Source organism: Kitasatospora sp. NPDC034023 (assembly GCF_055575795.1).
Genome location: NZ_JBVIRY010000005.1, coordinates 234179 through 247646 on the forward strand (window position 1 = coordinate 234179; position 13468 = coordinate 247646).

Sequence of the window (13468 nt, forward strand, 5' to 3'; positions counted from 1 at the left end):
CGGGAGCCTGCCCGGCCCCGCGCCCGCTTTCGGCCCCGCGCCCGCTTCCGGCCCCGTTGGCGGCCCCGCTCACGGCTCGCTCACCGGGCGGGCCCGCTGTGACGGCGGTGGAAGCCTTCCGCGCGGACGTGTGAATCGGGTGAAAAGGATGATGATCCGACCAAATCCCCCCGATTCGGTAGCTCGCTACCGGTACCGTGCCGAACGCCATGGTGTTCGTCACTCCGTCCTCTCCCGTTGCGCCGCCGCCACCGTCCGGCGGCTACCCTTCACCAGCGAAAACGCCCGAAAAGCACCGAACGACATTCGATTCATACGCTGCCGGCCCCGCGCGGCATCGATGATGAGAATTTCCTTTGACCGCACCATCACTGCATCCAGCGGACTCCCGGCCGAGTCATGGTGAGTGGGCGCGCCCGCCGGTGACCTCAGTGTCACCTCCCGTCACCCCCGACACAGCCCCGACAGCCCGAACGCGCCCTCAGAACCACGGAGCCGAGGAAACAAACCCCCATGGACGCACGCCACGACCCGGTCGGCCCCGGCACGCTGCACCGCCCGCACCCGGGCCCCGCGTCCGGCTGGCCGGTGGCCCAGCCCGCCCACCCCCGCAGCCTGCTCGACGTCATCGCCGCCACCGCCGACGCCCACCCCGAGGCGCCCGCGCTCGACACCGGCGACACCGTCCTCGGCTACCGCGCCCTGCTGCACGAGGTCGACGCCCTCGCCGGGCAGCTGGCCGGCCACGGCATCGGCCAGGGCGACCGGGTCGGCGTGCGCATCCCCTCCGGCACCGCCGACCTGTACGTCGCCATCCTCGCCGTGCTGCGCTGCGGCGCCGCCTACGTGCCGGTGGACGCCGACGACCCCGACGAACGCGCCGAGATGATCTGGCAGGACGCCGCCGTCTGCGCCGTCATCGGCGCCGACGCCCGCCTGTACGCCGGGCCCGCCGCCCGGCCCGGCGGCCGCCCCGCCTGGCCCACGCCGGCCGACGACGCCTGGATCATCTTCACCTCCGGCACCACCGGCCGCCCCAAGGGCGTGGCCGTCACCCACCGCAGCGCCGCCGCCTTCGCCGACGCCGAGGCCCGCCTCTTCCTGCAGGCCCGGCCCCTGGGCCCCGGCGACCGCGTCCTCGCCGGCCTCTCGGTGGCCTTCGACGCCTCCTGCGAGGAGATGTGGCTGGCCTGGCGCCACGGCGCCTGCCTGGTCCCCGCCCCCCGCTCCCTGGTCAAGGCCGGCACCGACCTCGGCCCCTGGCTCGTGGAGCGCCGCATCACCGCGATCTCCACCGTCCCCACCCTGCTCGCCCTGTGGCCGCAGGAGTGCCTGGACGGCGTGCGCCTGATCATCGTCGGCGGCGAGGCCTGCCCCGCCGAACTCGTCGAGCGCCTCGCCACCGACGGCCGCGAGTTCTGGAACACCTACGGCCCCACCGAGACCACCGTCGTCGCCACCGCCGCCCGCATGCTGCCCGGCGAGCCCGTACGCATCGGCGCGCCCCTGGACGGCTGGGAGATCGCCGTCGTCGACCGGGCCGGCCACCCCGTGCCCTGGTACGGGACCGGCGAACTGCTCATCACCGGCGTCGGCACCGCCCGCTACCTCGACCCCGCCAAGGACGCCGAGAAGTTCAGCGCCCACCCCGCCCTCGCCTCACCCCGCGTCTACCGCAGCGGCGACCTGGTCCGCAACGACCCCGAAGGCCTGGTCTTCCTCGGCCGCGCCGACGACCAGGTCAAACTCGGCGGCCGCCGCATCGAACTCGGCGAGATCGACGCCGCCCTGCAGGCCCTGCCGGGCATCAGGGCCGCGGCCGCCGCCGTCCGCAAGACCCCGGCCGGCGCCGACCTGCTCGTCGGCTACCTCGTCGCCCAACCCGGCACCACCCCCGACCTCGCCGCCGCCCGCCGCCAGCTCCTCGAACGCCTGCCCGCCCCGCTGGTGCCCGTCCTCGCACTCGTCGACTCCCTGCCCACCCGCACCTCCGGCAAGGTCGACCGAGGCGCCCTGCCCTGGCCCCTCGCCACCACCACCGGCACCGCCGACCGCCCCGCCGAGACCCTCGACGGCACCGCCGGCTGGCTCGCCGGACACTGGGAACGCCTGCTCGGCACCGCCCCCGGCCGCGCCGACGACTTCTTCGCCCTCGGCGGCTCCAGCCTCACCGCCGCCCGCCTCGTCTCCGACCTGCGCACCCGCCACGGCGGCGTCTCCGTCGCCGACCTGTACGCCCACCCCGTCCTCGGCGACCTCGCCGCCTACCTGGACTCCCTCACGGCAGCACCCGAGAACGCCACCCCCGCCGCCGCGGACAACCGGCGCACCGTACGCCGCACCCCCCGCAGCGCCGCCCTGTGGCAGACCCTTGTGCTCCTCGCCATGTTCACCCTCGCCGGACTGCGCTGGATCCTCGTCCTGATCGCCCTCGACAACCTCACCGGCAAGCACCTCGCCTGGGCCCCGCACACCTCCTGGTGGCCCGTCGCCGCCGGCCTCGTCCTCCTCTACAGCGCCCCCGGACGCACCCTGCTCGCCGCCACCGGCGCCCGCGCCCTCACCGCCGGCATCCGCCCCGGCAGCCACCCCCGCGGCGGCCACGTCCACCTGCGGCTGTGGGCCGCCGAACGCTACACCGCCATGTTCGCCACCGCCGCCCTCGCCGGCACCCCCTGGGCCGCGCGCTACGCCCGCGCCCTCGGCTGCCGCGTCGGCCGCGGCGTACGCCTGCACACCCTGCCCCCCGTCACCGGCCTCGCCCGCCTCGGCGCCCACAGCTCCCTCGAACCCGAAGCCGACCTCGCCGGCTGGTGGCTCGACGGCGACACCCTCCACCTCGGCCGCATCGACGTCGGCGAAGGCGCCCGCGTCGGCCACCGCGCCACCCTCATGCCCGGCGCCCGCGTCGGCGCCCGCGCCGAGATCGCCCCCGGCTCCTGCGTCACCGGCACCGTCCCGCCCGGCGAACACTGGCACGGCTCCCCGGCCCGCCCCACCACCGAACCCCTCGCCGACTGGCCCCCCGCCGCAACCCCGGCCCGCCGCTCCTGGAACCCCTGGAACCTCGCCTACGGCGCCGGCTTCACCCTCCTCGGCCTCGTCCCGATCATCTCCGCGCTGCCCGCGCTGCTCATCGTCTACCCGATGATCGACACCGACCGCACCCTGACCGCCGCCCTCGTCCAACTCCTGCCCGCCACCGTCCCCCTCGCCGCCCTCACCCTCCTGTGCCACGCCGCCCTCATGGCGCTGCTCGTCCGGGTCCTGTCCCTGCCGCTACGCCCCGGCTTCCACCCCGCCGGCGGCCGCGTCGCCTTCTGCGCCTGGGCCGTCACCCGCCTCAGCGACACCGCCCGCCGCACCCTCTTCCCCTTCTACGCCAGCCTCTTCACCCCCGTGTGGCTGCGCCTGCTCGGCGCCCGCGTCGGGCGCCGCGTCGAAGCCTCCACCGTGCTCGCCCTGCCCGGCCTGATGCGCGTCGACGACGGCGCCTTCCTCGCCGACGACACCCTCATCGCCCCCTACGAACTGCGCGGCGGCTGGCTCCACCTCGGCCCCTCCCGCGTCGGACGCCGCTCCTTCGTCGGCAACTCCGGCATCGTCGGCCCCGACCGCCACCTGCCCGACAACTCCCTCGTCGGCGTCCTGTCCGACACCCCCGCCCACGCCCCCGAAGGCACCTCCTGGCTCGGCCGCCCCGCCTTCGCCCTGCCCCGCGTCGCCGACACCGGCACCGAAGGCCGCACCTACGACCCGCCCCGGCGCCTGATGTGGGCCCGCGCCGGCGTCGAAGTCTGCCGCCTGCTGCCCGTCGTCCTCGCCGCCCTGCTCGGCGACCTCGTCCTCGCCGTCCTGCAGGAACTGCGCGACGCCTACGGGCTGGGCACCGCCCTCGCCGGCGCCGGACTCGTCCTGACCGGCGCCGCCGTCATCGCCTGCGCCGTCACCACCGCCGCCAAATGGCTGCTCGTCGGACGCTTCCGCGTCGCCGAACACCCCCTGTGGTCCTCCTTCGTGTGGCGCAACGAGCTCTACGACACCTTCGTCGAGGAACTCGCCATGCCCTTCGGCGGCTCCACCATCACCGGCACCCCCTACCTGAACGTGTGGCTGCGCAGCCTCGGTGCCCGCATCGGACGCGGCGTGTGGTGCGAGACCCACTGGCTGCCCGAAAGCGACCTCGTCACCGTCGACGCCGGCGCCAGCGTCAACCGCGGCACCGTCCTGCAGACCCACCTCTTCCACGACCGCGTCATGCGCCTGGGCCCCGTCCACCTCGGCGCCGGCTCCACCACCGGCCCGCACACCATCGTCCTGCTCAACTCCTCCCTCGGCGCCAACACCACCGTCGGACCCGCCTCCCTCGTCATGCGCGGCGAGAACGTCCCCGGCGCCACCCGCTGGCTCGGCAACCCCGTCGCCGCGTGGAACACCGACCCCACCCCGCCCGCCGGGCGCCGGGCCGGACGCGGCAGACGGCGGGCCCCGGCGGCGGCGTGAGGCAGGTCACTTCCGCCGGCCGATGAGTTCGCGGTGCGGTCACGGTCATAACCCGTGACCGCACCGCTTTTTCGTTGCCCGACTTCGTTGCCCGACCGAGAGGAACCACGCTCATGACCGCCACCCCCGTGAAGACCGCCGCCGCCAAGCCCGTCGCCGAGCCCGCCGCCAAGCCGGCCGCCGCGAAGGGCGGCCCCGCCTCCTACTTCCCCTCCATCGAGAAGAAGCACGGCCGCCCCATCGAGGAGTGGAAGGACCTCATCCGCACCTCCCCCCTCACCAAGCACATGGAACTCGTCGCCTGGCTCAAGACCGACCACGGCCTGGGCCACGGCCACGCCAACGCCCTCGTCGCCCACACCCTCGCCGAGCAGACCCGTCCCTGAGCCGTCCCCGGCCTTTCGCCGCCCCGGTCCCGCCCGGGCCGCGGCCCGCACTGTGGCCGGCCCTGCGGCAGTACCGAGACTGATCCCGGACGCCTTCCGCCCTTTGACGGCGCGGAACTTCGGGTTGTACTGGAGATCGGTCCCGGACTCGGCCGGGGCGGCACGAAGGGAGAGACGATCGTGGGGGAACTGGACGGCAGGACCGCTCTGGTGACAGGCGGCTCGCGCGGGATCGGGCGCGCGGTCGCCGTGCGGCTCGCGGCCGAGGGGGCGCTGGTCGCGGTCCACTACGGCGGCAACGAAGCGGCCGCCGCGCAGACCGTGGCGCTGATCGGCGAGGCAGGGGGCCGGGCGTTCGCGGTACCGGCCAGGTTCGGCGAGAGCGGTGCGGTGGACTCGCTGTTCGAGGGGCTCACCGCCGGGCTGGCGGACCACGGCGCGGACGGTCTGGACATCCTGGTCAACAATGCGGGCATCCACGCGGTCGCTTCGATCGGGCAGCTCACCGAGGAGAAGTGGGAACGGCTCCTGGCGGTCAACGTGAGCGCGCCCGTCTTCGTGGTCCAGCGGGCGCTGCCGCTGCTGCGGGACGGCGGACGGATCGTCAACGTGGGCTCGGCGGCCACCCGGATCGCCAATCCCTTCCAGATCGGCTACACCGTCACCAAGGCGGCGCTGGCCGCCCTCGGCCCCTCGCTCGCCAACGAACTGGGCCGGCGCGGGATCACGGTGAACACGGTCGAACCCGGGGTGGTGCTGACCGACATGACCGCCGGGTGGACCGTCGCTCCCGAGGCGGTGGCCGGACTCGAGTCGATCACCGCGCTCGGGCGGATCGGCCGGCCGGAGGACGTCGCGGACGTGGTGGGCTTCCTGGCGGGCCCCCAGGGGCGCTGGGTGACCGGCCAGGTCATCGACGTCTCCGGCGGCACCTACCTCGGCCCGATCACGGGCGGGTGATCCACCCGGAACCCGGGGCCTCCCTCCTCGCGATGCGGGACGGACCCCGGAAGTAGGAGGCCGGCAGCTCGCGGTCGGGCCGCGCCGGGTCAGTGCGTCCGCAGCCCGGCGAAGACCACGTCGAAGACCCGTTCCCGGGCCGCCGGATCGCCCGCGAGCTGCTCCGCCGCCGTACCGACGCCGACGAGCAGCGCGATCAGCTCCGGCAGGCCCACCTCGGGGCGCACGGCCCCCACCCGCTGCGCGCCGTCCAGGAGTTCGGACAGCTGGGCGCGCATCAGCTCGCTGGACTCCCGCAGGGAGGCGTGCACGTCGATGCCGGCTTCGGTGAGGGCGCGGGTGAACTCCTGTTTGCCGGCGGACTGTTCGACGACCAGGCGGAAGCAGGCGAAGAAGGCCTCGGCGGGTTCGGCCTCGGCGGCGAGCCGGGCGGCGCGGTCGGTGATCGTCTGCAGCCGGCGGACCATGACGGCTTCCAGCAGTGCTTCCTTGGTGGGGAAGTGGCGGAAGAGGGTGCCGACGCCGACGCCGGCGGCGCGGGCGATCTCCTCGGTGGGCACGCCGATGCCGCGGGTGGTGAACACCTCGGTGGCGGCGTCGAGGAGCCTGGCCCGGTTGCGGGCGGCGTCCGCGCGCAGGGGCCGTTCCGGGGCGCCGCTCATGCCACCGCTGACACCGCCCAGGGCACCGGTGTCCTTCCGTTCCGCCGGCACCGGTCTCCTTCCGTCCGCGGCGATCGCGGATGTACCCATGGACAACCGGAGTGGTCAGTCCGTATCGTTCCAAGCGGAGTCGCTGGTCCGATTCCAGCGGCGCGATCCTGGGGGTTGATCATGTCCGAAACACCGTCTCCGCGCGAGGTCTTCCTCGAACTGCTGGCAGGCATCACCGGGGGGAGGTTCTCGGAGCTGGCCCGGCTCTACGCCGAGGACGCGGTGGTGGAGACCGTCTTCGCGCCGGTCGAGCCGCGCGTCTTCGCGGGGCGGGCCGTCATCGCCGAGCGGTTCGCGCAGGTCGGCGCGCACCTGACGCTGGACCTGCGGGCGAAGAACGTCGTGGTCCGGGAGACCGAGGATCCGGAGGTGGTCGTCGCGCAGTTCGACTACCAGGCGCACCACCGGGACACCGGGCGGGACTTCGAGGTCGCCAACGTCCTGGTGCTGCGGGTCCGCGACGGCCTGATCGTCCACAGCCGGGACTACCACGACCACCTGGCCCTCGCCGTCGCCGGCGGCAACCTGCCCCAGCTGGTGGCGGCCCTGGAAGGGAAGTAGCGCAACGGTGGACCCGGGGGCCGGGGCCGCCGACGGCGCGATCGGATGAAGGCGGCCCCGGCCCCGGGTACGGTTTCCGTACGGGCGGGGCATCGACCGCGGATGCCCGTACGGCTGCGGTCGGGTGCCATTCGACAACTTCAACAGGACTTGAAGTCAAGTCCTGGGCCCCGGCCCCGCCCCGCGACGGCCCGCCCCGCCAGCCCGCGGCGCTCCGCAGCCCGGTAGCCTCGCTCACGGCGAGGGCCTGCTGGGCCGTGCACAGACGACGAACAGGGGCGGGCGGATGACGGAGCAGCAGCGCGGCTACTGGCGGGTGTCGGACGATTCGGCGGTCGGCGCCACCCAGGCGCACATCGTGTGGACCCGGGCGGCCTACCCGGCCCTGGTGGAGGTGGCGCGCCACTACCACGCGGTGATCACCTACGCGGAGCTGGCCGAGGCGGTCCAGGAGGCCTCCGGGGTGCGCACCCGGGTCCAGCAGCGGCACTGGATCGGCAAGGTGCTGTCCCTGGTGATCCTGGAGGCGCACCGGCGCGGGGACCCGCCGCTGACGGCACTGGTGGTGAACGCGGCGGACGGCAAGGTCGGCGCCGGCTACCAGGAGGTGCTGGCGGTGGCCGGGCAGCCGCCGGTGACCGCGGAGATGGACCGCGAGCAGCACGCTGCCGCCGCCCGCCTGGCCTGCTACCGGCACTTCGGCGCCGACCTGCCCGCCGACGGCGGCACGCCCGCCCTCGCCCCGCGCCTGCAGGCGTCGGTGGAGCGCAAGGCGGCCAAGCCGGCCGTCAAGCCGGGCGCCAAGGCGGCCGTCAAGCCGGCCGCCGCCGCCGCGGCCGTGCCGCGCCCGCCGGCGATCTGCCCGACCTGCTTCCTGGAACTGCCGGCGACGCGGGTGTGCGACTCCTGCGGGGCGACCATCGCACCGTGACCCGTGACCCGTGACCCGTGACCCGTGACCCGTGGCCGTGACCTGCGGCCGTGGCCCGCGGCCGTGACCGTGAGCGGCTGCGGCGGGCGGCCGTCACACGGCGGCGGTGGCGGCGGCGGGCAGGCGTCCGGGCATCCGCCAGCCCTCGGCGAGGCGGGAGGGGGACAGCCGCTTGCCGTCGCCGAAGAACTCGCAGAACTTCATGATCAGCGGGTCCCAGCCGAGCGGGTCGACGTAGTGGTCGCTGCCGGGCACGATCAGGCTCTCCTCGACGTGGGCGCGCACGACCGTCACCTCGAAGGCGGTGCACCGGTCGTTGCCCGCCAGCGGCGTCGCCGCCTCCAGCCGGCACTCCAGCTGCACCGGGCACTCGGCGGCGCGCGGCGCCCGGACCAGCTCGCCCGCCAGCTCGGTCATCCCGGCCGCCGCGAACTTGCCCCGCTCGTGGCGGTAGCCCTGCTCCCGCCGCATCTCGCTGATGTGCGGGTTGGCCGTCAGTAGCGCGAGGGCGTCCACGGCGTCCACCTGCGCCGAGGAGGGCAGGTTGAGCACGCACTCGCCCTCGCGCCGCAGGTTGACGGAGGTCTGGGAACTGTTGCCCAGGCCCAGCACGCAGGACTGCCCCAGCCACCACGCCGAGGACATCGGCGCGAGGTTGGCACTGCCGTCCTCGTTGCGCGAGCCGATCAGCACCACCGGGGTGCCGAAGTACAGGACCTTGAGGTCGGTGACCTTGTGCACGGGATTGCCGTCCTTGGAAGAGGGAGAGAGGGAACCGCTGTCGGCCACCGACTCTGCCCTCGCCCGGACGGGGGCGCTGGCGGCGATCGGACATCCAGTTCCCGCCGCCCGCCCCGGGCCCGTCAGTCCACCGGTCCTCCCGCTCCCGCCGCCCGCCCCGGCCGCCGCCCCGGGCCGTCAGTCCACCGGCCCCCGGGCGGCGACCTGACGGGCCTGGCCGTCCCGCAGCCGGTAGGACAGGCCCACCACGGCCACCGTGCCCTCGGCGACCCTGGTGGCGAGCGCCTGGGAACGCTCCACCAGCAGGTCCACGGTCTGGCGGATGTGCTCGTCCACGATCGCGTCCCGGTCCTCGATGCCCGCCGCCTTGGCGGACAGCACGCTCGGGGTCACCCGCTCCACCACGTCACGCACGAAGCCGCCCGGCAGCTGCCCCTGCTCCAGGGAGTCCAGCGCCGCCGCCACCGCACCGCAGGAGTCGTGCCCCAGCACCACCACCAGCGGGCACTCCAGCACGCTCACCCCGTACTCGATGCTGCCCAGCGCCTCCGCCCCGGTGACGTGCCCGGCGGTGCGCACCACGAACAGGTCGCCCAGGCCCTGGTCGAAGATGATCTCGGCGGCCAGCCGGGAGTCCGAACAGCCGAACAGCACCGCGAAGGGCCGCTGCGCCGGGGCGAGCGCGGCCCGGCGCCCGGCGTCCTGGTTGGGGTGCTGGGGGCTGCCCGCGACGAACCGGGCGTTGCCCTCCATCAGCACCCGCAGCGCCTGGCGGGGGTCGGTCACCGGGTCGGCCGTCGGGTCGGGGACGGAGACCGGGACGGAGACCGGGACGGAGGCGGACACCGGCGTGGCGCCGGACACCGGCGTGGGGTCGGATATCGGTGTGGGGATCATGCCAGCACCCTAGAACGCCGCAGGTGGGCCCCGCAGCCGGGGGGTTGACGTCGCACCCCCGCGGGCACGGCGTGTCCCGGGCGCCGGACGGCGGCCCCCGCCATAGTCGACCCATGCCCACGGCCCCGATGAGCACCGCCGTCGTCCTGTTCACCCAGGACCTGCGCCTGCACGACAACCCCGCCCTGCACGCCGCCCGCACCGGCGCCGACCAGGTCCTGCCACTGTTCGTCCTCGACCCCGCCGTCGAGCGGGCCGGCTTCGCCGCGCCCAACCGGCGGGCCTTCCTCGCCGACAGCCTCGCCGACCTCGACCGGGCCCTGCGCGCGGCCGGCTCCCGGCTGGTCCTGCGCCACGGCGACCCCGCCGAACAGGCCGCCCGCGTCGCCGCCGAATGCGGCGCCGGCGCCGTCCACACCGCCGCCGGCGTCTCCGCCTTCGCCACCCGCCGCGAAGCCGCGCTGCGCCGCGCGCTGGGCGACAGACTGCACCTGCACGACGGGCTCACCGTCGTCCCCGCCGGCGCCCTCACCCCGGCCGGACGCGACCACTACGCGGTCTTCACCCCGTACCTGCGCGCCTGGCAGCAGGCCCCGCGCCGCCCGCTGCTGCCCGCCCCGCGCACCCTCGCCACCCCCGACGGCCCGCACGGCGACCCGCTGCCCGCCGCCCCCGCCGGCACCTCCCCGGGCCTGCCGCCCGGCGGCGAACGCGCCGCCCGCCGCCGGCTGCGCGCCTGGAACCCGGGCGACTACGACCGCCTGCACGACGACCTCGCCGCCGACGCCACCTCCCGCCTCTCGCCCTACCTGCACTTCGGCTGCCTGTCCGCCGCCGAACTCGCCCACCGCGCCGCCGAACACGGCGGACCCGGCGCCGACGCCCTGGTCCGCCAGCTCGCCTGGCGCGACTTCCACCACCAGGTCCTGGCCGCCCGCCCCGACGCCGCCCACGCCGACTACCGCCCCCGCGGCACCCGGTGGCACCACGACGAGGAGGAACTGCGGGCCTGGCGCGAGGGCCGCACCGGCTACCCGATCGTCGACGCGGGCATGCGCCAGCTCGCCCACGAAGGCTGGATGCACAACCGCGCCCGCCTGCTCACCGCCTCCTTCCTCACCAAGACCCTGCGCCACGACTGGCGCCCCGGCGCCGCCCACTTCCTCCACCTCCTCGTCGACGGCGACCTCGCCAACAACCAGCTCAACTGGCAGTGGATCGCCGGCACCGGCAACGACACCCGCCCCAACCGGGTCCTCAACCCCCTGCGCCAGGCCGAGCGCTACGACCCCGACGGCGCCTACGTGCGCCGCTGGCTGCCCGAACTCGCCCACCTCCCCGGCCGTACCGTCCACCGCCCCTGGACCCTGGACGAACCCCTCGACTACCCCGCCCCCCTGGTGCCCCCGGACGCCCTGACCGCCCGCATGCCCTGACCGCCCGCATGCCTGACGGCCCGCATGCCCGACGGCCCGCATGCACGCCACCGGCTGACGGGCGGGCCCGAGCCCCGGGCGCCACCCGGCCCACCGCGAGCGCCGCGCCCTACGAAGCGCCGCGCAGGGCCAGGACCGTGACGTCGTCGCGGCTGCGCCCGCCGCTCCAGCGCCGGGCCCGCCGGTCGAGGGCCTCGGGCAGGGCGTCGGCGGCCGTCGCGGCGAGCTCGGCCAGACCCCGCTCGACCGGGTAGAACACGCCGGAGGCGTCCTGCGCCTCGGTGATGCCGTCGGTGAGCAGCACCAGCACCCCGTCGGCGGGCAGCGCGAAACGCCGGACCGTGCGCGGCCGCGCCCCGCCGGTCAGCTCGGCCAGCGACGCCAGGCCCAGCGGGATCCCGGCGGGCAGCGCGACGGGCTCCACCCGGCCGTCGGCGCGCAGCAGGTACGGGGCGAGGTGGCCGCAGTTGACGGCCCGCACGTCCTCGGCGCCGCGCAGGCCCAGCACGGTCGCAGTGACGAAACGCTCCTGCTCGCCGCTCTGCACCGCGTACGCGTTGTGCCGCTCCACCGCCGCCTCCAGGGCGTCGGCGACGGCGGTCAGCTCCGCCTCGCGAAACGCCGCCTCCCGGAAGGCGCTCAGCACCGCGAAGCCCGTACCGATCGCGGGCAGGCCCTTGCCCTGCACGTCGCCCACCAGCACCCGGGTGCCGTGCGGGGTCTCGGCGATGTCGTACAGGTCACCGCCCACCAGGGCGTCCTCCTCCACCGGTCGGTACAGCCCGTCCAGGCGCACGTCCGCGGTGGTCACCGGCAGCGGACGCAGCAACTGGCGCTGCAGCGCCACCGCGCTCTGCCGCATCCGCGACAGCTGCCGTTCCCGCCGCACCCGCCGCGCGCACAGCCCGACCACGGCGGCCTCGGCACCGACCACCGCCACCAGGGTGCCCACCCGCGCCTCCACGGACACCGGCGGCCACAGCACCGTGCTGACCACCACCACACCCGCCACCCACACCGAGACGGCCACCGTCTGCGCGACCGTGCCCAGCCCCGCCAGCAGCGCGGGCAGGAACACCAGCAGCAGCACCAGCCGGGCACTGGTACCACTGGCCGCCTGCGCCAGCAGCACGACCGCCGTCGCCGCCAGCACCCCCAGTACCACCGCCCGGTGGCCGGGTGCCCGCGGGACGGTGCCGTTGGTCTCCACCCCGCCGCCCTCTCCGCCGTCCGTCGCGCCCCGGTCCTCGCCCGACCGTCCCCCCAGGGTGGTCGGCCCGGCGGCGCGGGCGCCAACGGGCCGCGCCGGACGGGGGAAGCCGCTTGTCACCGGCGGTCGGTACGGTGGCAGGTGTGTCCTCCCCAGAACCCCGTACGAGCGGTGCGCCCCGTGAGAGCAGCCCGAGCAGTGCGGCCCGAGCGAGCAGCCCGGCCCGTACGGGCCGGGTGCCCCTGGCCGACCTCGTCCGGCTGCGCCAGGCCCGCGACCGGATGGACCGCGACTACGACCAGCCCCTGGACGTGCCCGCGCTCGCCCGCACCGCCCTGATGTCCCCCGGCCACTTCTCGCGCAGCTTCCGCACCGCCTACGGCGAGACCCCGTACAGCTACCTCATGACCCGCCGCATCGAACGGGCCAAGGCGCTGCTGCGGCGCGGGGACCTGAGCGTCACCGATGTGTGCATGGCCGTCGGCTGTACCTCGCTGGGCTCCTTCAGCACCCGCTTCACCGAACTCGTCGGCGAAAGCCCCAGCGCCTACCGCGCCCGCGACCACGAGGACGGCGCCCCGATCCCCGCCTGCATCGCCAAGATCCGCACCCGCCCGGTCCGGCGAACCGAAGCGAAGGGCGGGACCACTCCCGTAGCGTGACCGGCATGAGCATCGAACTCGCCCAGTGCTTCATCGCCGTCGACGACCACGACAAGGCCCTCGCCTTCTACCGCGACGTCCTCGGCTTCGAGGTACGCAACGACGTCGGCTTCGAGGGCATGCGCTGGGTCACCGTCGGCTCACCCGACCAGCCCGACGTCGAGATCGTCCTGGAACCCCCGCTGGCCGACCCGCACGCCTCCGAGGACGACCGCCACGCCGCCGCCGAACTCCTCGCCAAGGGCCTGCTGCGCGGCGTCATCTTCCGCACCGACGACTGCGACGCCACCTTCGAACGCATCCGCGCCGCCGGCGCCGAAGTCCTCCAGGAACCCATGGACCAGCCCTACGGCGTCCGCGACTGCGCCTTCCGCGACCCCTCGGGCAACATGCTCCGCTTCAACCAGCCCCGCACGCGGTAGCGGGCGAGGCGCAGCCCGGTCCACCCCCGTGGGACCGGGCCGGAGC

At 75.2% G+C, this 13468-nt stretch carries 12 protein-coding genes; 8 read left to right on the top strand and 4 right to left on the bottom strand.

The annotated features are described in order from the left end of the window. Positions 1-513: 513 nt before the first annotated feature. The 3 genes from ACZ52R_RS10215 (at position 514) to ACZ52R_RS10225 (ending at position 5849) form a co-directional block, all read left to right on the top strand. Complete coding sequence (locus ACZ52R_RS10215) at positions 514-4503, top strand: Pls/PosA family non-ribosomal peptide synthetase (RefSeq protein ID WP_465615043.1); 3990 nt, start codon at positions 514-516, stop codon at positions 4501-4503. A 113-nt stretch (positions 4504-4616) separates the two neighbouring features. Beyond that, complete coding sequence (locus ACZ52R_RS10220; RefSeq protein WP_465753299.1) at positions 4617-4889, top strand: DUF4287 domain-containing protein; 273 nt, start codon at positions 4617-4619, stop codon at positions 4887-4889. Positions 4890-5069: 180 nt separating this feature from the next. Next, entirely contained in the window at positions 5070-5849 is a 780-nt protein-coding gene (locus ACZ52R_RS10225; protein ID WP_465663675.1) for an SDR family NAD(P)-dependent oxidoreductase, read from the top strand. Positions 5850-5938: 89 nt separating this feature from the next. Here the strand turns inward: ACZ52R_RS10225 and ACZ52R_RS10230 are convergent, their stop codons facing one another. After that, positions 5939-6562: a TetR/AcrR family transcriptional regulator gene (locus tag ACZ52R_RS10230; RefSeq protein WP_465753300.1), complete on the bottom strand. Its 624-nt coding sequence runs from the start codon at positions 6560-6562 to the stop codon at positions 5939-5941. A 120-nt stretch (positions 6563-6682) separates the two neighbouring features. Here ACZ52R_RS10230 and ACZ52R_RS10235 point away from each other — a divergent pair, with 120 nt between their 5' ends. Both ACZ52R_RS10235 and ACZ52R_RS10240 read left to right on the top strand, forming a co-directional pair. After that, positions 6683-7123 (top strand): nuclear transport factor 2 family protein, encoded by a 441-nt coding sequence (locus ACZ52R_RS10235; protein WP_465615047.1) that lies wholly within the window; start codon positions 6683-6685, stop codon positions 7121-7123. 286 nt (positions 7124-7409) lie between these two features. Beyond that, on the top strand, positions 7410-8054 hold the full coding sequence (locus ACZ52R_RS10240; protein WP_465663677.1) for a hypothetical protein: 645 nt from the start codon (positions 7410-7412) through the stop codon (positions 8052-8054). Positions 8055-8147: 93 nt separating this feature from the next. Here the strand turns inward: ACZ52R_RS10240 and ACZ52R_RS10245 are convergent, their stop codons facing one another. Together ACZ52R_RS10245 and ACZ52R_RS10250 are read right to left on the bottom strand one after the other, a co-directional pair. After that, positions 8148-8795: a flavin reductase family protein gene (locus ACZ52R_RS10245; protein ID WP_465615049.1), complete on the bottom strand. Its 648-nt coding sequence runs from the start codon at positions 8793-8795 to the stop codon at positions 8148-8150. A gap of 177 nt (positions 8796-8972) precedes the next feature. Next, positions 8973-9548, bottom strand: coding sequence for a carbonic anhydrase (locus ACZ52R_RS10250; protein WP_465663746.1), 576 nt, complete (start codon positions 9546-9548; stop codon positions 8973-8975). A 272-nt stretch (positions 9549-9820) separates the two neighbouring features. Here ACZ52R_RS10250 and ACZ52R_RS10255 point away from each other — a divergent pair, with 272 nt between their 5' ends. Beyond that, complete coding sequence (locus ACZ52R_RS10255) at positions 9821-11128, top strand: cryptochrome/photolyase family protein (RefSeq protein WP_360497807.1); 1308 nt, start codon at positions 9821-9823, stop codon at positions 11126-11128. Positions 11129-11237: 109 nt separating this feature from the next. On the opposite strand, the gene ACZ52R_RS10260 is transcribed toward ACZ52R_RS10255, so the two are convergent. Further along, positions 11238-12458, bottom strand: coding sequence for a PP2C family protein-serine/threonine phosphatase (locus tag ACZ52R_RS10260; protein WP_465615050.1), 1221 nt, complete (start codon positions 12456-12458; stop codon positions 11238-11240). Positions 12459-12574: 116 nt separating this feature from the next. Between ACZ52R_RS10260 and ACZ52R_RS10265 the strand changes: the two genes are divergently transcribed. Together ACZ52R_RS10265 and ACZ52R_RS10270 are read left to right on the top strand one after the other, a co-directional pair. Continuing rightward, entirely contained in the window at positions 12575-13000 is a 426-nt protein-coding gene (locus tag ACZ52R_RS10265; protein WP_360497804.1) for a helix-turn-helix transcriptional regulator, read from the top strand. A gap of 5 nt (positions 13001-13005) precedes the next feature. Next, positions 13006-13422 carry a VOC family protein gene (locus ACZ52R_RS10270; RefSeq protein ID WP_360497648.1) on the top strand — a complete coding sequence of 139 codons (417 nt, stop codon included), beginning with the start codon at positions 13006-13008 and terminating at the stop codon, positions 13420-13422. The last annotated feature ends 46 nt before the right edge of the window (positions 13423-13468 follow it).

Excerpts from the sequence above, each read along its gene's own strand:
- ACZ52R_RS10215 (WP_465615043.1), top strand. The coding sequence starts at position 514 with ATGGACGCACGCCACGACCCGGTCGGCCCCGGCACGCTGCACCGCCCG.
- ACZ52R_RS10220 (WP_465753299.1), top strand. The coding sequence starts at position 4,617 with ATGACCGCCACCCCCGTGAAGACCGCCGCCGCCAAGCCCGTCGCCGAG.
- ACZ52R_RS10235 (WP_465615047.1), top strand. The coding sequence starts at position 6,683 with ATGTCCGAAACACCGTCTCCGCGCGAGGTCTTCCTCGAACTGCTGGCA.
- ACZ52R_RS10240 (WP_465663677.1), top strand. The coding sequence starts at position 7,410 with ATGACGGAGCAGCAGCGCGGCTACTGGCGGGTGTCGGACGATTCGGCG.
- ACZ52R_RS10250 (WP_465663746.1), bottom strand. The coding sequence starts at position 9,548 with ATGGAGGGCAACGCCCGGTTCGTCGCGGGCAGCCCCCAGCACCCCAAC.
- ACZ52R_RS10255 (WP_360497807.1), top strand. The coding sequence starts at position 9,821 with ATGAGCACCGCCGTCGTCCTGTTCACCCAGGACCTGCGCCTGCACGAC.
- ACZ52R_RS10270 (WP_360497648.1), top strand. The coding sequence starts at position 13,006 with ATGAGCATCGAACTCGCCCAGTGCTTCATCGCCGTCGACGACCACGAC.